Origin of the sequence: Salinivibrio kushneri, from assembly GCF_027286325.1 — a bacterium.
Taxonomy (GTDB): domain Bacteria; phylum Pseudomonadota; class Gammaproteobacteria; order Enterobacterales; family Vibrionaceae; genus Salinivibrio; species Salinivibrio kushneri_A.
In genome coordinates, this window is the sequence record NZ_CP114588.1 from 2,753,971 (window position 1) to 2,775,963 (window position 21,993).

General features: G+C 53.4%; 21 protein-coding genes. 15 read left to right on the forward strand and 6 right to left on the reverse strand.

Annotation, left to right across the window (positions count from 1 at the left end; all coding sequences use genetic code 11):
• A complete protein-coding gene (hemF, locus tag N8M53_RS12660) occupies positions 1 to 918 on the reverse strand; it encodes an oxygen-dependent coproporphyrinogen oxidase (RefSeq protein ID WP_241836833.1) in 918 nt (305 codons plus the stop codon).
• A gap of 178 nt (positions 919 to 1,096) precedes the next feature.
• On the opposite strand from hemF, the gene purE reads away from it, so the two are divergent.
• Together purE and N8M53_RS12670 are read left to right on the forward strand one after the other, a co-directional pair.
• Positions 1,097 to 1,579 carry a 5-(carboxyamino)imidazole ribonucleotide mutase gene (purE, locus tag N8M53_RS12665; protein ID WP_069362358.1) on the forward strand — a complete coding sequence of 161 codons (483 nt, stop codon included), beginning with the start codon at positions 1,097 to 1,099 and terminating at the stop codon, positions 1,577 to 1,579.
• Positions 1,580 to 1,583: 4 nt separating this feature from the next.
• Positions 1,584 to 2,732, forward strand: a complete 1,149-nt coding sequence (locus N8M53_RS12670) for a 5-(carboxyamino)imidazole ribonucleotide synthase (RefSeq protein ID WP_269579022.1) — start codon at positions 1,584 to 1,586, stop codon at positions 2,730 to 2,732.
• On the opposite strand, the gene N8M53_RS12675 is transcribed toward N8M53_RS12670, so the two are convergent.
• From N8M53_RS12675 to N8M53_RS12690, 4 genes are read right to left on the reverse strand one after another with little or no spacing between them, the layout of a single operon-like run.
• A complete protein-coding gene (locus tag N8M53_RS12675) occupies positions 2,729 to 3,286 on the reverse strand; it encodes a type I DNA topoisomerase (RefSeq protein ID WP_077673940.1) in 558 nt (185 codons plus the stop codon). The two genes, N8M53_RS12670 and N8M53_RS12675, sit on opposite strands and share 4 nt — an antisense overlap.
• Before the next feature lie 28 nt (positions 3,287 to 3,314).
• Positions 3,315 to 3,788, reverse strand: a complete 474-nt coding sequence (locus N8M53_RS12680) for a DUF494 family protein (protein WP_046074885.1) — start codon at positions 3,786 to 3,788, stop codon at positions 3,315 to 3,317.
• A 2-nt stretch (positions 3,789 to 3,790) separates the two neighbouring features.
• Positions 3,791 to 4,900 carry a DNA-processing protein DprA gene (dprA, locus tag N8M53_RS12685; protein ID WP_420066614.1) on the reverse strand — a complete coding sequence of 370 codons (1,110 nt, stop codon included), beginning with the start codon at positions 4,898 to 4,900 and terminating at the stop codon, positions 3,791 to 3,793.
• Entirely contained in the window at positions 4,890 to 5,951 is a 1,062-nt protein-coding gene (locus N8M53_RS12690) for a LysM peptidoglycan-binding domain-containing protein (protein WP_269579024.1), read from the reverse strand. The genes dprA and N8M53_RS12690 overlap by 11 nt, the downstream gene beginning before the upstream one ends.
• Before the next feature lie 117 nt (positions 5,952 to 6,068).
• Here N8M53_RS12690 and def point away from each other — a divergent pair, with 117 nt between their 5' ends.
• From def to N8M53_RS12735, 9 genes are all read left to right on the forward strand, one after another.
• The gene (def, locus tag N8M53_RS12695; RefSeq protein WP_269579025.1) at positions 6,069 to 6,581 is read left to right on the forward strand and encodes a peptide deformylase; all 513 of its coding nucleotides are present in this window, start codon (positions 6,069 to 6,071) and stop codon (positions 6,579 to 6,581) included.
• A gap of 7 nt (positions 6,582 to 6,588) precedes the next feature.
• Positions 6,589 to 7,533, forward strand: a complete 945-nt coding sequence (gene fmt / locus N8M53_RS12700; RefSeq protein ID WP_269579026.1) for a methionyl-tRNA formyltransferase — start codon at positions 6,589 to 6,591, stop codon at positions 7,531 to 7,533.
• A gap of 102 nt (positions 7,534 to 7,635) precedes the next feature.
• Complete coding sequence (gene rsmB / locus N8M53_RS12705) at positions 7,636 to 8,922, forward strand: 16S rRNA (cytosine(967)-C(5))-methyltransferase RsmB (RefSeq protein WP_269579027.1); 1,287 nt, start codon at positions 7,636 to 7,638, stop codon at positions 8,920 to 8,922.
• An 18-nt stretch (positions 8,923 to 8,940) separates the two neighbouring features.
• Positions 8,941 to 10,317: a Trk system potassium transporter TrkA gene (gene trkA / locus N8M53_RS12710; RefSeq protein WP_069362349.1), complete on the forward strand. Its 1,377-nt coding sequence runs from the start codon at positions 8,941 to 8,943 to the stop codon at positions 10,315 to 10,317.
• Positions 10,318 to 10,440: 123 nt separating this feature from the next.
• Positions 10,441 to 11,472: a GGDEF domain-containing protein gene (locus tag N8M53_RS12715; RefSeq protein ID WP_269579028.1), complete on the forward strand. Its 1,032-nt coding sequence runs from the start codon at positions 10,441 to 10,443 to the stop codon at positions 11,470 to 11,472.
• A gap of 94 nt (positions 11,473 to 11,566) precedes the next feature.
• Positions 11,567 to 11,845, forward strand: coding sequence for a YihD family protein (locus N8M53_RS12720; protein ID WP_269579029.1), 279 nt, complete (start codon positions 11,567 to 11,569; stop codon positions 11,843 to 11,845).
• 175 nt (positions 11,846 to 12,020) lie between these two features.
• Complete coding sequence (ccoG, locus tag N8M53_RS12725; RefSeq protein ID WP_269579030.1) at positions 12,021 to 13,448, forward strand: cytochrome c oxidase accessory protein CcoG; 1,428 nt, start codon at positions 12,021 to 12,023, stop codon at positions 13,446 to 13,448.
• An 86-nt stretch (positions 13,449 to 13,534) separates the two neighbouring features.
• Positions 13,535 to 14,515, forward strand: coding sequence for a serine/threonine protein kinase (locus N8M53_RS12730; RefSeq protein WP_269579031.1), 981 nt, complete (start codon positions 13,535 to 13,537; stop codon positions 14,513 to 14,515).
• Positions 14,516 to 14,685: 170 nt separating this feature from the next.
• Positions 14,686 to 15,255, forward strand: coding sequence for a thiol:disulfide interchange protein DsbA/DsbL (locus tag N8M53_RS12735; RefSeq protein ID WP_269580049.1), 570 nt, complete (start codon positions 14,686 to 14,688; stop codon positions 15,253 to 15,255).
• On the opposite strand, the gene N8M53_RS12740 is transcribed toward N8M53_RS12735, so the two are convergent.
• Positions 15,256 to 16,779: a YifB family Mg chelatase-like AAA ATPase gene (locus N8M53_RS12740; RefSeq protein WP_269579032.1), complete on the reverse strand. Its 1,524-nt coding sequence runs from the start codon at positions 16,777 to 16,779 to the stop codon at positions 15,256 to 15,258. It lies immediately after the preceding gene.
• 492 nt (positions 16,780 to 17,271) lie between these two features.
• Here N8M53_RS12740 and ilvG point away from each other — a divergent pair, with 492 nt between their 5' ends.
• From ilvG to ilvD, 4 genes are read left to right on the forward strand one after another with little or no spacing between them, the layout of a single operon-like run.
• Positions 17,272 to 18,918, forward strand: a complete 1,647-nt coding sequence (ilvG, locus tag N8M53_RS12745) for an acetolactate synthase 2 catalytic subunit (protein WP_269579033.1) — start codon at positions 17,272 to 17,274, stop codon at positions 18,916 to 18,918.
• The gene (gene ilvM / locus N8M53_RS12750; protein ID WP_269579034.1) at positions 18,915 to 19,172 is read left to right on the forward strand and encodes an acetolactate synthase 2 small subunit; all 258 of its coding nucleotides are present in this window, start codon (positions 18,915 to 18,917) and stop codon (positions 19,170 to 19,172) included. Before ilvG ends, ilvM begins: the two co-directional genes overlap by 4 nt.
• An 18-nt stretch (positions 19,173 to 19,190) precedes the next feature.
• A complete protein-coding gene (gene ilvE, locus N8M53_RS12755) occupies positions 19,191 to 20,132 on the forward strand; it encodes a branched-chain-amino-acid transaminase (protein ID WP_269579035.1) in 942 nt (313 codons plus the stop codon).
• A 17-nt stretch (positions 20,133 to 20,149) separates the two neighbouring features.
• Complete coding sequence (gene ilvD / locus N8M53_RS12760; protein ID WP_077668131.1) at positions 20,150 to 21,991, forward strand: dihydroxy-acid dehydratase; 1,842 nt, start codon at positions 20,150 to 20,152, stop codon at positions 21,989 to 21,991.
• The last annotated feature ends 2 nt before the right edge of the window (positions 21,992 to 21,993 follow it).

The window sequence follows — 21,993 nt, forward strand, 5'->3', positions numbered from 1 at the left end:
TTACCACTCCCTCGGTTTAAGGTAGTCGCGATAAAGTCTCGCTTCCGGCGCATCGTCATCAGGTGACCAGTTATATTCCCAGCGCGCCATCGGCGGCATCGACATCAGAATAGATTCGGTACGCCCACCACTTTGTAAGCCAAATAGCGTACCTCTGTCATACACCAAGTTAAACTCGACATAGCGTCCGCGGCGATAAAGCTGAAAATCGCGTTCTCGCTCACCATAAGGCGTGGCTTTGCGGCGCTGTACTATCGGCAGGTAGGCATCGATAAAGCCTTTTCCAACCGCTTGGGTGTAGGCAAAGCACTGTTCGAATGGCCATTGGTTCAAATCATCAAAGAAAAGCCCGCCGACGCCACGGGTTTCATCACGGTGGGGCAGATAGAAATAGCGATCGCACCATGCTTTGTGATCAGCGTACACGCTATCACCAAAAGGCGCGCATAAGGCTTTGGCGGTCTGATGCCAGTGCTGGCAGTCTTCCTCGAACGGATAGAAAGGTGTGAGGTCAAAGCCGCCGCCAAACCACCACACAGGATCTGCACCTTCTTTTTCGGCAATGAAAAACCGCACGTTTGCGTGTGAGGTCGGCACGTACGGGTTGTGAGGATGGATCACTAACGACACCCCCATGGCCTCAAAACAGCGCCCGGCAAGCTCTGGTCGATGCGCGGTCGCCGAGGCAGGCATTTGATCGCCAAATACGTGCGAGAAGTTCACTCCCGCTTGCTCAAATACTTGACCCTGACGCAGGACGCGACTGCGGCCACCGCCCCCTTTCTCACGCTCCCACGCATCTTCAATAAAACGCGCTTGACCATCTTCTTGCGCAAGCTGTTGGCAAATATCATCTTGAAGCTGGAGGAAAAAAGCCTTCACGGCTTGCTTATCAATTGTCGACTGACCGTGTGCCACGCTCACATCCTTTGTTACTGAGACTATGTGCTTACTTTACCTGATCCACGCAGTGGGATCTTGACGGAATTTCATCCCCCACCGCCGACGCAAACGTTTTCCTTGCGATGAAATCTGGGTATAATTCGTGTCACGCTCAGCTTATCTTATTCACGCTTGTCATCAAGAAGGACGTATTATGACTGTCGGTATCATCATGGGCTCGCAATCCGATTGGCCTACCATGACACATGCAGCGGCTATGTTGGATCACTTTGCCATCCCTTACGAAACCCGTATTGTCTCCGCCCATCGCACACCACAGTTACTGGCCGACTACGCCCAACAAGCGGCCGAGCGCGGAATTAAAGTGATTATTGCCGGCGCCGGTGGTGCCGCCCATCTGCCCGGGATGACCGCCGCACACACCAGCCTGCCGGTGCTCGGCGTACCGGTCCAGTCAAAAGCGTTAAAGGGCATGGACTCATTGCTTTCTATTGCTCAAATGCCAAAGGGCGTGGCAGTGGGCACGCTCGCTATTGGTGACGCAGGCGCCGCGAATGCAGGCCTCCTTGCAGCACAAATTCTCGCAACGGCCGACCCTGATTTGATGGCAAAAGTGGATGCGTTTCGCCAAGCGCAAACTGAGGCCGTTCTCGCTCAACCCAACCCACAAGGGTAAGGCCATGAATATTCTGGTGTTAGGCGCGGGACAACTGGCTCGGATGATGGCCTTGGCCGGCGCACCGCTCAATCTTATCGTCAGCGCCTATGATGTGCGTAGTGGCGACATTATTCACCCACTGACGCTGCAACCACTGGGGCACGGCCTCAATACGGCCATCGCTGGCGCAGATATTATTACCGCGGAATTTGAGCATATCCCCGCTGATATCTTGCACCAATGCGAGCAAAGCGGGAAGTTACGCCCCAGTGCTCAGGCGATTCTAACCGGTGGCGACCGCCAAATTGAGAAAGCCCTGCTAATGCAAGCAGGCGTCGCCAATGCGCCATACCGAGTGGTGTATACACAGGCTGATTTAGAAAAGGCGGTCGACGCACTGGGGGCACCCTTGGTCCTCAAAAGCACCTTGGATGGTTATGACGGAAAAGGACAGTGGCGCTATCGTGACGGCGATGATCTTCACGCATTATGGGCAGAGCTCGACGCCTTTCTCAGCGCACCGGATCAACGCGATGGCCAAGCCATTATTGCCGAGGCTATGATCCCCTTTGACCGAGAAGTGTCACTGATTGGTGTGCGTGGCGCGAATGGTGAATTTGCCAGTTATAGCCTGACCCAAAACCACCACCATGATGGGATATTGACCTTGTCTGTGGTGCGCCCGGATGAGCATGCCTTGCAAACACAAGCAGCGGACATGTTGGAAAAGGTTGCCAGCGCGCTTAACTATGTGGGGGTGCTCGCGGTGGAATTCTTTGATGTAGACGGCAGCTTGCTGGTGAACGAGATAGCACCTCGGGTGCACAACTCCGGTCACTGGACACAGCAAGGTAGCGCGTGTTGCCAGTTTGAAAACCACCTGCGCGCCGTCAGCGGCTTACCCCTTGGCCCGACCGAGTTAATCCAGCCAACGGCGATGATTAATATCTTAGGCCAAGGCAGTGTCCCGCTTGCGACCTATCGTGATGCCCATGTGCATTGGTATAACAAAACGCCTCGTCCAGGGCGCAAAGTGGGCCATATCAATGTCACGGCTACATCGAACGCGGCGCTTGCCACCAAGTTAGCCAGCCTCGCCAGCTACCTCCCCGACGATGCTTTTCACGGTTTAAAATCGGCTGCATTGGCTCTCGCTGCGCAAACCGATTAATCCTCGCTTTCCGATTCTGCAGCCGATTCACCTTGAATCGCGCTGCAGGGTTTATCGGCACATTGATGCACCGTCTTACCGCCTTTTTTACGCTCCACCAGCAGCGCAAAGCCACATTGCTCGCAGGTGCCGGCTATCGGTTGTGCATTGACCGCAAAATGACACTTGGGGTATTGGTCACAGGCAAAAAAGCGCTTACCGTAACGCGAGGTGCGCTCCACCAGCTCACCTTTATGGCAGGCTGGGCAAGTCAACGTGGTGTGGTCAGGTTCGTCCGGTTTTTCAATATGCGTACATTGTGGGAACTGATCGCAGCCAATAAACATACCGAATCGACCTTGCCGTAACACCAATTCTCCCTGATGACAGGCCGGGCAAGCCACGCCAAGCGCTTTCACCACATGGCCATCGCCGTGGTGTAACGCTTTGGTATAGTGGCAATCAGGATAGGCTGTACAGGCCAAAAACGGGCCTCGTTTGCCCGATTTAAACGCAAGAGCGCTGCCACATTCCGGGCAGCGCTCATGGGTATTCGGGGTGTTATCTTTACTCATTCACACCTTTTACTGTCATTGATAAGCGTTAGTGCACGTATCCCTCTTGTGCGTCGTACAGCATTTCTTCCATCTGTGTATACGCACGTTCGTTACCGGGCACGTTAAACAGCACCATCAAAATGACCCATTTGAGGTCATCAAGACCAAACTCTTGGGTCTCGAGTTCCATCACCCGATCGATGACCATTTCACGCGTTTCCGGTGAAAGTACTCCAGCTTGCTCTAAGAATAAGAGGAAGCCTCGGCTTTCTTGGTCGATAAAGCGTGTTTCTTGCTCGGTATAGATTCGAATCGAGCTTTGGGCACTGCCTGATAGGTAAGGCTGTTTATCCGCATTTTGCAACTGTGCCAGCTTTTCAAGCCAGTTCAGGGCTTTATATATATCGTCTTGATGAAAACCCGCACGGGACAATTCATCTGCTAACTCGTCCTGATCGATCATCACTTCCACATCGCTATGGATGTAGGTCTCGAACAGGTACATAAGAATGTCCATCATGGCTAGCCCCTCCTCGTTCTGACATAGCCACCGGGTACTGCTGCTACAAGCCCCTGGAGTTCTAAGTCTAACAACTGCATCATGATTTCGTGAACCGGTTGGTTGCAGCGCTCAGCCAGTACGTCGACACACGTCGCGTTAGTCCCTACGTTAGCCAACAGCGCAGAAAATGGCAATCCTTCATATGTATCTAACTTGGGTGCATCACTAAATAATTCGTGTTGCTGACTCGCTGCAAACTGCACCAAGCTATCCACATCACTTATAATATCATCAACACAGTCGACTAACACCGCACCTTGTTTTATCAATTGGTGGCAACCGCGCGATTGGACTTGTCCTATGGGACCGGGAATGGCAAACACACTCCGGTTTTGCTCAAGTGCATAGCGTGCCGTGATCAACGACCCACTTTGCGGCGCGGCCTCTACCACTAATACGCCTGCCGACAACCCACTGATCAGTCGATTGCGGCGCGGAAAGTGCTCAGCCCTTGGCGGCGCGTCTGGCCAAAACTCTGAGACCAGTGCGCCTTGTGCTTCAATCCGCTCAGCCAATGCGCGATGTCGCGCGGGATACACATTGGCAAGCCCGCTTCCTAGTACCGCTAATGTCTTACCGTGACCCTCTAGTGCGCCTTTGTGTGCTCGGCCGTCAATGCCGAGCGCAAGCCCACTGGTAATCGCAACACCATGCTCAACCAGTTGTTTGGCAAATTGATACGCCGTTTCTAGCCCTTGCGGCGTCGCGTGACGACTGCCCACCATCGCCAATTGAGGCATCGCCAAGCAAGCCAGATCGCCTTGCACATACAAGACCAAAGGCGGCCGTGCGATTTCTCGAAGTAATGCAGGGTAAGCCGGGTGGTCAAAGCCAATCAGGTGGCAATTCTCTTGCCTCGCCCACTCAAGACTACGCTCAATCATGGCATGGTTGGGGTGCGTGATGGCCTGACATTGCTCAGCGGTTAAGCCAACCGCGGCAAGCTCATGAGCAGTTTGCTCACTCAACGCGTCGATGGGCATTTTAGCCAACAGCGCGCGTCGCTGAGAGACGCGCAACCGCGGCACTTGGGTCAGTATCAACCACCCTCGTAGGGATTTATCGCGCATAGGCCGGTTGAGGAGAAGGCGGCACCGCATGCATGCCGGCTTTGATCGGCTGACGCGCTTGCGTGATCACCGCCAAACTGATCCTAGGATAAGCTCGAACCACCATGGTTTGTCCCACTGTCACATCAGGCAAGGCAGTCATGGGCTGCGCAGCTTTGTCGCTCGCGTTTTGATAGCGATACTCACCGAGGCCATTTACCACGTTGGCACCGGTTTCAGTGACAGCAAACATTTGCCCGGCACTCACGCCATCGTTGGCGCCTTTATCAAGCACCACAAGCTGGCCATTCGCCACATATTCACTGCCATAAAGGTGCCCTAACAACGTGGCGTCTGTTTGAGCCGCTTGCGGCCAAAAACGTGGATGCGTGTTCTCGGGTAAAGGTAATAAAACGTCATTGGGGCGCACTTCCTGCACCACCCGTGTCAGTGTCATCACGCTACGCCCTTCACTTCGCGCTCGGATACGCCCATCAGCCACATGTTTTAAGCTCACCATCGCGGTAGGTTCGGCGCTAGCATCTGACGTCGCGGGACGTAGAAAGGTTTTCTCAACCCGAAACACTTGCCAATCCTTAGCACTCAACGACGCATCCACATACAGGGTGTCGTGTAAAGAGAGATATTGACGCCCATCCGTCGAGCCAAGAACATGTGGCAGTGCCACCAAACGTGCCTTTTCGACCAGCGTGTCCTGCTGCAAGTACGGCAGCAGCGTAGGGTCAACACTGCTGAGTGCGGACGTCTTGGGCGTATCTCCCTGCAGCGCATTCGCCCCTTCGGGCTTGTAGTTGACAGTTGGTTTTCCTGCTTGCCATGTGAGGGTGAGCACATCGCCGGGATAAATCAGATTGGGATCCTTTATGGCCGGATTTGCGTACCACACTTCAGGCCATTGCCAAGGGTTATCGAAAAAGGTAGCGGCGATATCCCACAGGGTATCCCCCCGCTCAACCACATATCGCTGACTCTCGGCAGGGCCGGCTGCCAGTACTGGTAGCGCGATAGCCAATAGCCCAGCGACGGCGAGATTGAATAGCTTTCTTGTCATCAATGTCTTCCTCAACCGACGAATGATGCTGATGCTGTCAATTGGCTGGCAAAATGTCTAGAATTAACCCAATTACCCCGTGCCGCTTTCGGCACAGTTCAATTTTTATGAGACGTTATGGCTTTACTGAACGTATTAACATTCCCAGATGAGCGCCTTCGCACCGTGGCAAAGCCGGTGGACGCTGTCACGCCTGAGATCCAAAAAATGGCTGATGACATGATTGAAACCATGTACGCCCAAGACGGTATTGGTCTCGCGGCCACTCAGGTTGATTTTCACCAACGCATGGTGGTGATTGATGTATCCGAAACCCGCGATCAACCCATGGTGCTTATCAATCCAGAAATCATCGAAAAGCGTGGTGAAGATGGCATTGAAGAAGGGTGTTTATCTGTCCCCAGTGCACGCGCACTGGTACCGCGTGCGGCAGAAGTGACCGTAAAAGCGCTGGATCGCGACGGCAACTCTATCCAGTTTGATGCCGACGACCTACTCGCGATTTGCGTTCAGCATGAGCTTGACCATTTAGAAGGTAAGCTATTTGTTGATTACCTCTCGCCACTGAAGCGACAACGCATCAAGCAGAAGATGGAAAAAATCAAACGCGCTAACCAAAAAGCAAGTTGAGGTCACTTTGAGCACACCGCTGCGTATAGTATTTGCGGGCACGCCGGATTTTGCCGCGCGCCATTTGCAAGCCCTGCTCGACAGTGAGCATGAGGTGATTGCGGTTTATAGCCGTGAAGATAAACCCGCTGGCCGAGGCAAAAAGCTCACCGCCAGCCCGGTGAAACAGCTCGCACTTGAGCATGACTTACCCGTCTACCAACCCCGCACGCTGCGCGATGAACAAGCGCAAGCCGAGCTGGCTGCCTTGAATGCAGATGTGATGGTCGTGGTCGCTTACGGGCTGATTCTCCCCAAAGTGGTCTTGGATACACCTCGATTAGGCTGTGTGAATGTCCATGGCTCCATTCTGCCACGTTGGCGTGGCGCAGCGCCTATCGAACGCGCAGTATGGGCTGGCGACAATGAGACCGGTGTCACCATCATGCAGATGGACGAAGGGCTCGACACCGGCGATATGCTTAAAATTGCGACCTTACCCATTGAAGAGAAAGAGACCAGTGGTAGCCTATATTTGCGCCTTGCTGAGCTGGGCCCACAGGCATTGACTGAGTGTCTTAATGACATGGCTAACGGCATTATTCTTGCCGAGCCACAAAACGATGCCAAAGCCAACTATGCCGAGAAGCTCAGTAAGCAAGAAGCGCAGATCGATTGGCATCAAGACGCCGCGTTTATCGAACGTTGTGTACGGGCATTTAACCCGCGCCCGGTCAGCTACTTCACCTTAGGTGAGCAAAACATCAAGGTGTGGGGCGCTAACGCACTAGATATCGACGTGGACGCGGCGCCAGGCACAGTGATCAACACTGACAAACATGGCATTCAGGTCGCGACCGGAAAAGGCGTGATCCAACTGACCCAACTTCAGCCACCAGGCAAAAAAGCCATGCAAGCGCATGAGCTACTAAATGCACGTCGTGAATGGTTTGAAACGGGTACCCAACTGTAGGTTAATCTTGCCCTGCATAACGATAAGGCCAGTACGCTGGCCTTTTTTTATCTGGCTAACATCATCGTTTGATGCCAACTTGACCTTTGTATAGGTAAACATATGAATGTAAGAGCCGCGGCTGCCCGCGTTCTGTATCACGTGGTCGATCAGGGCCAATCACTGTCACAGCAGCTTCCTCTTGCTCAACAGCAGATCGCGCCACGCGACGCCGCCTTGTTGCAAGAGATGTGTTACGGCACGTTACGCTGGCTGCCGCGCTTAGAGCACATTGTCCAAACCCTGATGGACAAGCCATTGAAAGGAAAGCAGCGTGTTTTCCATCACTTGCTACTGGTCGGTCTATACCAGATTAGCTACATGCGCATCCCTGCCCATGCAGCGGTGGCTGAAACAGTCAACGCCACCAAGCCACTGAAACGTCCGCAATTGCGAGGGTTGATCAATGCCATCTTGCGCAATTACCAACGCGATCAAGCGGCGCTAGACCAAGCCAGTCAAGCACACGATGCCGGGCTTTATTGTCACCCTAGCTGGTTACTCAAACGCCTTCAGGCCGCCTACCCATCAAATTGGCAAGACATTGTCGCGGCGAACCATCAAAAGGCGCCGATGTGGCTGCGCGTCAATCGCCAGCATCATTCTCGAGATAGTTATCAAACGCAGCTGCAACAAGCCGGTATTGGCGCCAGTGCCCACCCAGATGCGATGGATGCGCTGAAACTCGACGCGCCGTGTGATGTGTCTCGCTTACCCGGGTTTGACCAAGGCTGGGTGTCGGTACAAGATGCCGCCGCGCAGCTGGCTGTCGATTACCTCCAACCCGCGTCTGCAGAGCACATTCTCGACTGCTGTGCCGCGCCAGGAGGGAAAACCTGCCATATCCTCGAGCACCAGCCTGATGCCATCGTGACGGCCATTGATGCCGATGAAAACCGCTTGTCGCGGATCAAAGACAACCTTTCACGGTTGGGCCTTAATGCTGAGGTGAAACACGCGGATGCCCGCAAGCCGAGCGCTTGGCATCAAGGGCCTGCGTTTGATCGTATTTTGCTGGATGCCCCTTGCTCTGCCACGGGCGTGATTCGTCGCCACCCTGATATAAAATGGCTGCGTCGTGACAGTGATATTCATGCCCTGGTCACGTTACAGGCAGAGATTTTAGACGCAATGTGGCAGCAATTGGCACCAGGGGGTACGCTGGTTTACGCCACTTGCTCGGTCTTGCCAGATGAAAACAGCGATCAAATCCGCGCCTTTTTATCCCGTGAGCCATCAGCGATATTGCATACCGGCACGCAAACGCAGCCAGGCCGTCAAATTCTGCCTGGCGAAGACGACATGGACGGTTTTTATTACGCATGCCTAGAGAAGTCATCAAGCAACTAGGCAGGGAGTGACAGTAGCATGAAAATCATCATCTTGGGTGCAGGCCAAGTCGGCGGGACGTTGGCAGAGAACTTGGTGGGGGAAAACAATGACATCACTATTGTCGACCGCGCCCCTGAACGACTACGTGAACTGCAAGATAAGTACGACTTACGCGTGGTGCAAGGGTTTGCCAGCCATCCGACCACACTACAAGAGGCGGGTGCTCAAGATGCAGATATGCTGGTTGCGGTGACCAACTCAGACGAAACCAATATGATCGCCTGCCAGGTTGCGTATACTCGATTTAATACACCCAACCGTGTCGCCCGGATCCGCAGCCCTGAATACTTGGCGGTGAAAGAGCAACTGTTTAACAGCGACGCGTGTCCGGTTGACCACCTTATCGCCCCTGAAGAGCTGGTGACCCGTTATATTCGCCGTCTGATTGAATACCCAGGTGCCTTACAGGTGGTCAGTTTTGCCGATAAAAAGGTCGGCCTCGTTGCGGTTAAGGCGTATTACGGCGGCCCACTGGTCGGAAAGGCCTTGTCGGCGCTGCGTGAGCATATGCCGCATGTGGATACGCGCGTTGCCGCCATTTTCCGCCGCGATCGGCCCATTCGCCCGCAAGGTACCACCATTATCGAAGCCGATGATGAGGTCTTTTTCGTCGCTGCAAGTAACCATATTCGCTCGGTGATGAGTGAGTTGCAGCGTCTCGAAAAGCCTTATAAGCGCATCATGATTGTCGGGGGCGGGAATATCGGCGCAGGCCTAGCGATGGCGTTGGAGCGCCAATACAGTGTGAAGTTGATTGAGCGTAACCCCACGCGTGCCGAGCACCTTTCTGAGTTGCTGGAAGAAACCACGGTCTTTTGTGGTGACGCCTCTGACCAAGAGCTGCTCAGTGAAGAGCACATTGATCAGATTGATGTGTTTATCGCGGTCACCAACGAAGACGAAGCCAATATTATGTCGGCCATGTTGGCGAAACGCCTTGGCGCGAAAAAAGTCATGGTGCTTATCCAGCGCGGCGCTTATGTGGACTTGGTGCAAGGCGGGGTGATTGATATTGCCATCTCTCCTCAACAGGCAACGATATCTGCGCTACTCACCCATGTGCGCCGCGCAGACATTGTTAATGTCTCGTCACTACGACGCGGCGCCGCTGAGGCGATTGAAGCCATCGCCCATGGGGATGCGTCAACCTCGAAAGTGGTCGGGCGCGCCATCGGCGAGATCAAACTACCGCCAGGAACCACCATCGGTGCCGTGGTGCGAGGCGATGAAGTGTTAATTGCGCACGACAAAACCGTGATCCAGCAAGATGACCATGTGGTCTTGTTCTTGGTGAACAAAAAATATATTCCTGACGTTGAACGCCTGTTCCAGCCCAGCCCTTTCTTCCTTTAATCCTACCCTGCAGGCGTTGTTGCCTGCAGGCTCACGCTTTTTCGCTGTCTACTGCCGTTCCAGTCACTTTGGGTATACACTAGTAAAAGTTCTCTCGGTATCGATGACACACAAAGGAACGCCATGTCGGACGATAAGTTTCAGCAATCTACCAGCTTCCTCAAAAAAGCTGTGCCTTTGATGATGAAATACAAGGTGCCCACCACGCCCACCAACTATGCCCTGTGGTACACCTATGTCGCCAATACCGATGCCAAACTCAATGCGGATGTCGATGCCACCGTGGATGAGCACGGTACCTGTAGCCCGCTGCAAAGCGACATGCTTTACCAAAAACATATGGCCGATAAGCATAGCCGAGACATCAATGCATTAAAGCAAAGTTTAGAATCGATGATGACCGAGATGAGCCACTCAATGTCAGATACTATCCAAGATACTGACGCTTTCCATTCGGTACTCGATAACACCTTTGAGCAGCTGTCACGGGTCGAAAACGAAGGGCTATCCATTGACGAGACCATTGCCGTGGTGCGCAACGTGGTCAAGGATTCGCAAGCGCTCACCCAGTCGACCCGCTACTTTAAGCACCAGCTTAGTGATGCCCAGCAAGAGATCGCGCAATTAAAGCAAAACTTGGCAGAGATGACCGAACAAGCCACCCATGATGGATTAACCGGTTTGCTTAACCGTGCGGCCTTTGAGCGCGAGCTCACCGCCTATATTGACAGCCCACAAACGTGGCCGTTTTGCTTGATACTCATCGATCTCGACCACTTCAAGCACCTTAATGATACCTACGGTCATGTGCTCGGTGACATTGCTCTAAAGCAAGTCGCCAAGCGAATCCTCGATTATTGTCGGGATGGCGTACAAGCGTTTCGCTATGGGGGCGAAGAGTTTGCGCTATTGGTACCACAAAAAAGGTTGAGTACCGCCAAACGCACAGCGGAAACATTGCGCGCTGCGATTGACCGCATGGTGATCAAAGACCGACGTCGCGGCCGAACCCTCGATAGTATTACCGTCTCAATCGGGGTCGCAGAGTATGATGAGGAGAAAACAGAGTCGAGCGCAGATCTGATTTATCGTGCCGACCAGCACTTGTACCAAGCTAAAAACCTAGGCCGTAATCGCGTGATGCCGATTAATTAACCACCACCAGCGCGGAATTTGATCCTGGCTAAGTTTCACTTCAGTGTGGTCAGGCAAAATGGCATTTTTTACGTGCCACACTGAGGATGCCCACATGCAATGCCACCGTATTAATGAGTTGCTCGACCTACTCAATCAATCTTGGCAAAAAAACCCTGACTACTCTCTGATGCAAATGCTCATCCAGATCGCTAATGAAGCCGGTCACGGCCAGGACGTCACCACCCTGTCAGACGATACGTTGATCTATCAGCTCAAGATGCGACTAGAGGACAGTAATGCCCCTATTCCTGGGCTAGCCAAAGATTGTGAAGACGATTTTAAAGCCGCGATTTTGCGCGCGCGCGGGATCCCACCTCATCAATCGTCGTGAAAGCAGTCTGGCTAATCGTCTGTTATAGCTAGATTTCATTGAGTTTGTGGCTATGTTGCAAACTATGACTCTGGTAGCGTATTCAAGGAGTTCGCTGCGCTACAATCACAGGCAACAATGATAATCAGGGCCTGGCAATGCACCATGGACCCCTACCCCAAGGAAAGCCAATGTCATGAGCGATAAAAAAATCAACGTCAAAGACGTGACTGCAAAAGAGTACAACCCCAAAACTCACAAAGGGGCTGACGACCGATTCAATCCAAGCAATCGTATTTATGTGCGTGCGGTAAAAGGCTATTACCAGCGTATGCGACGCTATATGGGCTGGTTTTTCATGCTGGTGTTCCTCGCCATTCCCTGGATCCCTTACCAAGGACGCCAAGCCATCTTACTCGATATCGGTAATCAGAAGTTTACCTTTTTTGGCACCACACTCTGGCCACAAGATCTTACCTTGCTGGCTGCCTTGTTGATGCTCGCGGCATTTGGCCTTTTCTTCATTACCACCTTTCTTGGCCGCGTGTGGTGTGGGTACTTGTGCCCACAAACGGTGTGGACCTTCTTGTTTATTTGGTTTGAAGAAAAGCTTGAAGGCGCGGCCAATAAACGTCGCAAGCAAGACTCGTTAAAACTGACGCCTGAGCTAGCCGCGCGCAAAACGGCTAAGCATGCAGCGTGGTGGGCGATCTCCTTGATTACAGGGATGACCTTCGTCGGTTACTTTGTGCCGATGCGCGAGTTAGCCATCGATTTAGTCACCTTTGATACCAGCTTCTGGGTCGGTTTTTGGGTGATCTTCTTTGCCGCTTGTACCTACGGTAACGCCGGCTGGATGCGCTCGATTATGTGTATCCATATGTGCCCTTACGCACGCTTCCAGTCAGCGATGTTCGACAAAGACACCTTCATCGTCGGGTATGATGCCAAGCGCGGCGAAAAACGCGGCCCGCGCCCTCGCAAAAAAGATCCGAAAGAGTTGGGGCTCGGTGACTGCATTGACTGTAATTTATGTGTGCAAGTCTGCCCAACAGGCATCGATATTCGTGATGGCTTGCAATACGAATGTATCAACTGTGGTGCCTGTATCGATGCCTGCGATGAAACCATGGATCGGATGGGCTATGAGCGTGGACTGATTAGCTACACCACCGAGCACAAGCTTGAAGGCAAGAAAACCGCAGTGATGCGACCTAAGCTCCTTGGCTACGGGGTTGTCATGACTATCGTTACCGCGATGTTTATCTATTTGGCGATGTCAGTGATGCCCATGGAGCTGGATGTCATTCGTGACCGTAACCAGCTTTATCGCATCAACAACCAAGGGCTGGTCGAAAACACCTACACATTAAAAATCCTCAATAAAACCCAATCGGATGAGACCTATCAGCTATCAGTGAATGGGCTCAACGATGTGGAATGGCATGGCCCGCAAATGGTCAATGTCCAAGCAGGGGAAGTATTCTCATTACCCATCAGCCTCGCAGTTGATACCTATGAGATGGAACAGCGTATCGCTGACATCACTTTTGTGATGGAGCGAGAATCGGGTGAGGAGCAAAAAGTGGTCACGGCAGAGAGTCGCTTTATCACTGACCTTTAATGCCACCCCGTATGTAGACGAAAAGGGCGCAGGCAGCGCCCTTTTTATTTGTTACCATGGCGTTTTTCCACACAAACGGAATGCCCATGACTGACCATGGTTTTGACTTTCATGCACTAACGCCAGATGTTCAGTTAAATGCGATTGAGTCAGTAGGGATCTACCCTCAATCAGGCTTGCTCGCGCTGAACAGCTATGAAAACCGTGTTGCCCAATTTGTCGCAGATGATGGCCAGCGCTATGTGGTGAAATTTTACCGTCCCGGGCGCTGGTCTAACGCACAAATTCTCGAAGAGCACGCGTTCTGTCATGAGCTCGCCCAAGCCGATATTCCCGTGGTAGCCCCAATCTACCGCGAGGGTACGAGCCTTTTTACCACCGACGGCTTTCGCTTTGCGTTATTTCCCAGTGTCGGCGGCCGAGGTTTTGAAGTGGATAATTGGGATCAACTTGAGGCGGTCGGCCGTTACCTCGGCCGCCTACACCAAGTTGGCGCGGCGACCCCCTTCCAAGAACGGGCAAAGTTTGATCTCGACAGCCATCTTTATCAGCCTCGTCAGGTGTTAAATGAAGCGAATCTCATCCCAGAAGGCATTCAGGCGACCTTTTTCTCTGATCTTGACCGCTTAATTGACGCCATTGCCGCACGCTGGCACACAGATTGGCCGGCGATCCGCTTACACGGTGACTGCCACCCCAGCAATATTCTGTGGCGAGACGGCCCATTGTTTGTGGATTTTGACGACACACGTAACGGCCCTGCGATTCAAGACTTGTGGCTATTTTTAAACGGCAGCCGTGCCGATCAGCTCGCCCAACTCGATACCCTGGCAGAAGGCTATCGCGAGTTTCGAGAATTTCCCGCCGATCAATTGCAACTGATCGAGCCGTTGCGTGGTCTGAGAATGGTGCACTATATGGCGTGGCTAGCAAAACGCTGGCAAGACCCGGCATTTCCACGTGCATTCCCTTGGTTTGCTGATGCAAAATACTGGGAAGGTCAGGTACTTGCGTTTAAAGAGCAACTTGCCACCCTAGAAGCGCCACCGCTTACCCTGTACCCGTAAGCGATCAATCGATAACGGAGAGTCATTCAATCATGTTAAAGAAACTGTTTCCTTTGCTACTCATCCTCGGCTTAACCGCCTGCTCTGAGCCTGAAAGCGTGACACAAACGTCATCACAAACCACGCAAACAGCAGAGTCTACACAAACGCAGTCTGAATCCACCGCGCCTATGGAAGTGGCTGACGCTAAGCCGGGACGCTTTAAGGCGGGGGAAGACTACCAAGTACTGGACACGCCAGCGACGGATACGCCCACAGTCACTGAGTTTTTCTCCTTCTACTGTCCTCACTGCTATCAATTTGAACCACTGGTTCAACAGCTCAAACAGCAGGTGCCTGACAACGCCAAAGTGGTGAAAAATCACGTCTCCTTTATGGGCGGAGACATGGGCAGTGTCCTAACCCGTGCATACGCAACGGCCGTGGTACTGAACGCACAAGACACCATTATTCCGGTGATGTTTAACCGCATTCACGTGGCGCAAAACCCACCGAAATCATTGGCCGAGGTGCGCCAGCTTTTTGTTGATAACGGCATTGATGGCCAAGAGTTTGATGGTGCTTACAACAGCTTTGCCGCCAATTCAATGGCGAAGCGTTTTGACCAATCATTCGAAAAAGCGGGCCTACGCGGCGTGCCTGCCGTGGTCGTGAACGGCAAATATCACGTGACACCGAAAACAGTGGAAACCCCCGAAGAATACTTTCAGCTGATTAACTTCTTGCTTACCCAGAAGTAATCAACTGACTTGGGCGTTGAGATGGCGTAATAAGCCATCCATCGCCCGATAACCCAGCGCCTCAGCAAGATGAGAACGCTGAATCGTCTCGACGTCGGCTAAATCGGCAATGGTTCTCGCCACTTTTATAATCCGATGATACGCCCGCACAGACAGCCCCAAACGATGCAAGGCTTGCTCTAAAAATGCCGCATCGGTTTGAGCCAGTTGGCAATGTTGTTCCATTTCTCGATTGCTTAGCAACGCATTGACCTTGCCTTGACGCGCCAACATCCGCGTGCGCGCCGCTTCAACTCTGGCTTTTACCACCCTCGTAGACTCACCACGGTCACCACCACTGGAGAGGCTCCCTCTTGGCAGTGCTGGGATTTCAATCGACATATCAAACCTATCTAATAATGGTCCAGACAAACGGGCAAGATAGCGTAATATTTGCTGTGGGTTTGAACGCGCGAGCTCCCCTTCATGATGGCCTGTTGGGCTGGGATTTAATGCGCCGATCAGCTGAAAGCGCGCAGGAAAACGGGTTTTGCCATTGGCGCGAGAGATAATAATCTCCCCCGATTCTAGCGGCTCACGCAGGGCATCAAGCACCCGGCGCTCGAACTCTGGCATCTCATCGAGGAACAGCACCCCGTGGTGAGACAAAGAGATCTCGCCCGGGCGCGGTACGGTGCCGCCCCCAACCAACGCCGCCATCGAGCTTGAGTGGTGAGGGCTACGAAACGGGCGTCGACGCCAATTTCCTTCATGCAAGGGTTGCTGGGTTAAAGAGGTAACCGCCGCCGAGGCGAGTGCCTCCTCATCGTTCATGGGCGGGAGTAAATCGCACAAACGCGAAGCCAGCATGGTTTTCCCGGTGCCTGGTGGGCCAACAAAAAGGAGATTGTGAGAGCCACTGGCGGCGATTTCGAGCGCCCGCTTTCCTTGCTGTTGGCCGATAATGTCGCGTAAGCAGCGGGCCGGTGGCGGCTCTGGAGCCTCAATCTGTGTTGTATTCAAACAAAGGCTTTGTTGGCCTGTCAGGTGCTGACCCACCGCAATCAGATCAGGGGCCGACACATGACGCTCATTATCTACCAGTGCGACCTGGCTGGCGTTATCATCTGGCACCACCAGTGCACGCTGCGCTTTTTGGCTCGCCAACGCGGCGGGCAGCGCGCCTTTAACCGGACGTAACTGCCCGGACAATGCCAGCTCCCCCAAAAATTCAAACTCACCTAATCGTTTCTCTGGCAGTTGCCCCGACGCCACCAAGATCCCAAGCGCAATCGGCAAGTCAAACCGTCCACCTTCTTTGGGTAAGTCAGCCGGTGCTAAGTTCACCGTGATACGACGAGAAGGGAACTCGAAATTCGATGTGACTATCGCACTTCTCACCCTATCCCGCGCTTCTTTTACCGTGGTTTCCGGCAGCCCCACCAGCGCAAAACCAGGTAAACCATTGGATATATGCACTTCTACCGTCACACTCGGAGCTTGCACGCCGACACAGGCTCGACTGTGCACTATCGCTAATGCCATTTTCTCTCCACGTTACCCTGTTTAACCACTATGAAACTCGACTCTTATAGTGCCGAGCCATTTTATGATTAAGAGTATTTTTTTCTTGTCATGCGAGTGAGGTCTGTGATACCACTACAAATGCACAACAATTAAACACGAGACTCGGCGACAGATCGAGTTCGTGACTGACCTGTAACAAGCAGGCATAAACAAAAAAACACAATTAACAAAAAGCCCATAAAATGGGCTAACAACGACAAAAGACAGACAAATGCCTAACTTCGCTATCGTCCTAATTATTCGCCTCATCGTGGTCATTATTACGCGAGGGGTTTAGGTACGCGAAATACAGCAGCAACATCGCAACCAAGCCCCCGCAACCAACAGGTTCGGGGGCTTTTTTCATTCATGTGGCGATAGCCACGCGACAACGGAAATAACAATGATGGAGAGCGCAGAGACCGATCATTCGCCCGCCTGCCCTCCCCGTTTACTCGGGGAGGGACGAGGATGACAGGTGCACAATGGGTTGTGGAAGCCTTACGCCAACAAGGCGTTGAAACTGTATTTGGGTATCCAGGTGGTGCGATCATGCCTGTGTATGATGCCCTCTACGATGGTGGGGTTGAGCATATTTTATGCCGCCACGAGCAAGGCGCGGCGATGGCCGCCATCGGGTATGCCCGCGCCAGTGGTCGTCCTGGAGTCTGCCTTGCAACATCAGGGCCGGGTGCCACTAACTTAATCACCGGACTTGCCGATGCAATGATGGACTCTGTGCCTGTGGTCGCGATCACCGGCCAAGTCGCTAGCCCACTGATAGGCACGGATGCGTTTCAAGAGATCGATGTCCTCGGCTTATCACTCGCCTGCACCAAACACAGTTTTCTGGTCACTGATCCGGCTGAACTCACCAGCACCTTAGCGCAGGCATTCGTAGTAGCACTATCCGGCCGTCCAGGCCCAGTATTGGTGGATATTGCTAAAGATGTGCAACAAGCACTGATCCCACACACAGAGGCTCAGGTTCGAGCTGCAGACGCTGACGCTGTCGACAGTCAAGCGCTCGATAAAGCCAACACCCTCATCCGCGCCAGTCAACGCCCTATGGTCTATCTCGGCGGTGGCGTGATACTCGGGAAAGCCACCGAGGCATTACGTGATTACTTGGATCGCAGTCAGCTGCCGGTGGTCAGCACACTAAAGGGCTTGGGCACGGTTGAATCAAGCTATCCGCATTATCTCGGGATGCTCGGCATGCATGGCACCAAAGCGGCCAACCTCGCAGTGCAAGCCTCCGATTTATTGATTGTGGTTGGCGCGCGTTTTGATGACCGGGTGACCGGCAAGCTCGATACCTTCGCCCCTCATGCCAACGTGGTGCACCTTGATATTGATGCGGCCGAAATCAATAAACTGCGGCGCGCACAAGCGCCAGTATGTGCCCCACTCAATCAAGTGCTCCCTGCACTCGCATGCCCTGATACGTCACCGGCATGGCGGGAGCAAATTACCGAATGGCAGACCTCGCACGCGTGGCGCTACGACCACCCTGGCGAGGCCATCTATGCCCCCGCCTTGCTCAAAAGCTTGTCAGATAGCATGCCCGCAAGCACAGTCATCGCCACCGATGTGGGTCAACACCAAATGTGGGTCGCACAACATGTTCGCCCTTCTCAACCCGAGAACCTGCTGACCTCCGCAGGACTAGGCACCATGGGGTTTGGGTTGCCTGCCGCGATGGGGGCCAAGGTGGCACGTCCCGAGGATGAAGTGGTACTCGTGTCCGGAGATGGCTCATTCATGATGAACGTCCAAGAGCTGGGCACGCTAAAGCGTCGCGGCATTGGGGTGAAAATCATCCTACTGGATAACCAACGTTTGGGCATGGTGCGCCAATGGCAACAGCTGTTCTTCGACCAACGTTACAGTGAAACCGACCTGTCTGATAACCCGGATTTTCTCACCCTAGCGCGCGCCTTTGACATTCCTGGACACAGTATCCAGCGCAAAGACGAAGTCGAGGACGCACTCAACACCTTGATGGCACATCAAGGCCCGTATTTGCTGCATGTTGCCATTGATGAAATGGAAAACGTATGGCCGCTGGTACCACCCGGCGCGGCAAACCAACAAATGATGGAGCAAGACTTATGATGCAACACCAGTTTTCTATTCATGCGACCCACAGCCCTGAACTACTTGAGCGTGTTTTGCGTGTGATCCGTCATCGCGGCTTTACGGTTTGCCAATTCAATATGTCTCTGCCCGCGGAAAACGGCCACGTAATTTTTGATGTCACCGTCGAAAGCCAAAGAGCGATCGAGACCTTGCGACCGCAACTGACTAAGCTATGGGACGTGGCTGAGGTAATGATGTCCTCATCCCAGCAACAATCCCTACGCGCATAACCAAAAAGGAAGAAAAAAATGTCGACAAATACCGCTGATTACATTTGGTCTAACGGTGAAATGATCGCTTGGCAGGATGCCACCGTGCACGTACTCACACACGCCATGCACTATGGTACCTCTGTGTTTGAGGGGATCCGCTGCTACGACACACCGAACGGCCCAGTGGTGTTTCGCCATCGCGAGCACATGCAGCGCTTGAAAGACTCTGCCAAAATTTATCGTTTTCCGATCCCCTACAGCGTCGACGCGCTGATGGAAGCGTGCCGTGAAACCTTACGCGTCAATCAGCTACGTTCAGCATATATTCGTCCACTTGGCTTTGTGGGCAACGTGGGCTTGGGAGTTTGTCCACCACCAGAGACACAAATGGACATCATTATCGCCGCCTTTAGCTGGGGGAGCTATTTAGGGGAAGAAGCCCTCGCTAAAGGGGTGGATGCCATGGTATCGAGCTGGAACCGAGCGGCCCCCAACACCATTCCAACCGCGGCCAAAGCCGGCGGGAACTACTTATCCTCTCTGTTGGTCGGTGGTGAAGCACGCCGCCACGGCTATGCCGAGGGCATTGCCTTGGATGTCCGCGGCTATCTGTCCGAAGGGGCCGGTGAGAACCTCTTTATCGTTAAAAATGGTGTGATCAGCACGCCACCGGCCACCAGCGCCATTTTGCCGGGGCTCACGCGTGATTCGATCATCACGCTGGCGAAAGAAAAAGGGCTCACTATTTGCGAAGAGCCGATTGCACGTGAAGCCTTGTATCTTGCTGATGAAGTCTTTATGACCGGCACCGCGGCAGAAATCGTTCCGGTGCGTAGCGTCGACCAAATCACCGTCGGTGAGGGCCAGCGAGGCCCAATCACCGCTTCACTACAACACGCCTTCTTTGGCTTGTTTGATGGCACCACCGAAGACAAATGGGGCTGGCTTGACCCGGTTTACCCAGACCAGAGCGCATAAGGCAAAGGAGTCGTAATATGCCAACCTATCGTTCCAAAACTACTACCCACGGTCGCAACATGGCTGGCGCGCGTGCGTTATGGCGCGCCACCGGCGTCAAAGATGATGATTTCGGCAAACCGATTATTGCCGTGGTCAACTCATTTACCCAGTTTGTTCCTGGCCATGTCCATCTCAAAGACATGGGTCAGCTGGTCGCCAAGGAAATCGAAAAAGCAGGCGGCATCGCCAAAGAGTTCAATACCATTGCTGTCGATGATGGTATCGCCATGGGTCATGGCGGCATGCTGTACTCACTGCCTTCCCGTGAGATTATCGCAGACTCGGTCGAGTATATGGTCAATGCCCATTGTGCCGATGCCATGGTCTGTATTTCTAACTGTGACAAAATCACCCCAGGCATGTTGATGGCCTCGATGCGCCTCAATGTTCCGGTGATTTTTGTCTCCGGTGGCCCAATGGAAGCCGGCAAAACCAAGCTGTCCGATCAGATCCTCAAACTCGATCTGGTCGATGCCATGATGCAAGGTGCCAACCCAGATGTGTCCGATGAACAAAGCGAGCAAATTGAGCGCTCCGCGTGTCCCACGTGTGGTTCGTGCTCTGGCATGTTTACCGCCAACTCGATGAACTGTCTCACCGAAGCGCTGGGACTAAGTCAGCCAGGTAATGGCTCGATGCTCGCCACCCATGCTGACCGTGAGCAGCTGTTCATCAACGCCGGCAAACGGATTGTCGGGCTGACTAAGCGCTATTATGAGCAAGATGACGACAGCATCCTGCCGCGTAATATCGCCAACCGCGCCTCGTTTGAAAACGCCATGGCGCTTGATATTGCCATGGGGGGTTCTACCAATACAGTCTTGCACCTACTGGCGGCTGCGCAAGAAGGCGACGTCCATTTCGATATGGATGATATTGATCGGATGTCACGCCAGGTACCTCACCTGTGCAAAGTGGCGCCATCGACGCAGCAATATCATATGGAAGATGTGCACCGTGCTGGCGGGGTGATGGGGATCCTCGGTGAGCTTCAGCGCGCTAACTTGCTAAACGTCGAGCAACAAACCGTACTGGGCGTGAGCCTCAAAGAGCAACTGGCGCAATATGACATTGTACAAACCGATGATGAAGCGATTAAAGCTTTCTATCGCGCCGGGCCTGCGGGCATTCGTACCACCCAAGCCTTCTCGCAAACCTGTCGCTGGGACACCCTGGATGATGATCGCCAATCAGGCTGTATCCGCGCCCATGAACATGCCTTTAGCCAAGATGGTGGCTTAGCCGTGCTACAAGGCAACATCGCGCTCAATGGCTGTATCGTCAAAACCGCTGGGGTCGATGAGAGTATTCTGACCTTCGAGGGGCCCGCAGTGGTGTTTGAAAGCCAAGACCACGCGGTGGAAGCCATCCTCGGCGGTGAGGTGAAAGCTGGTGATGTAGTGGTGATCCGTTACGAAGGGCCGAAAGGGGGGCCAGGCATGCAGGAAATGCTCTACCCTACCACCTACTTAAAATCGATGGGATTGGGCAAATCCTGTGCTCTGCTCACCGATGGGCGCTTCTCTGGCGGTACCTCTGGGCTATCCATTGGGCATGTGTCTCCCGAGGCAGCGAACGGCGGCACCATCGCATTAGTGGAAAACGGTGATCGTATTCGTATTGATATCCCCACCCGTGAAATCAGTCTGCTGGTGGACGAAGCGACACTGGCCACACGTCGCGCAGAAGTGAACGCACGCGGCTGGAAGCCCAAAGACCGTCAACGCCAGGTGTCTTACGCGTTGAGAGCCTATGCCAGCCTCGCCACCAGCGCCGATAAAGGTGCGGTGCGCGATCGCAGTAAACTGGAGGAATAAGT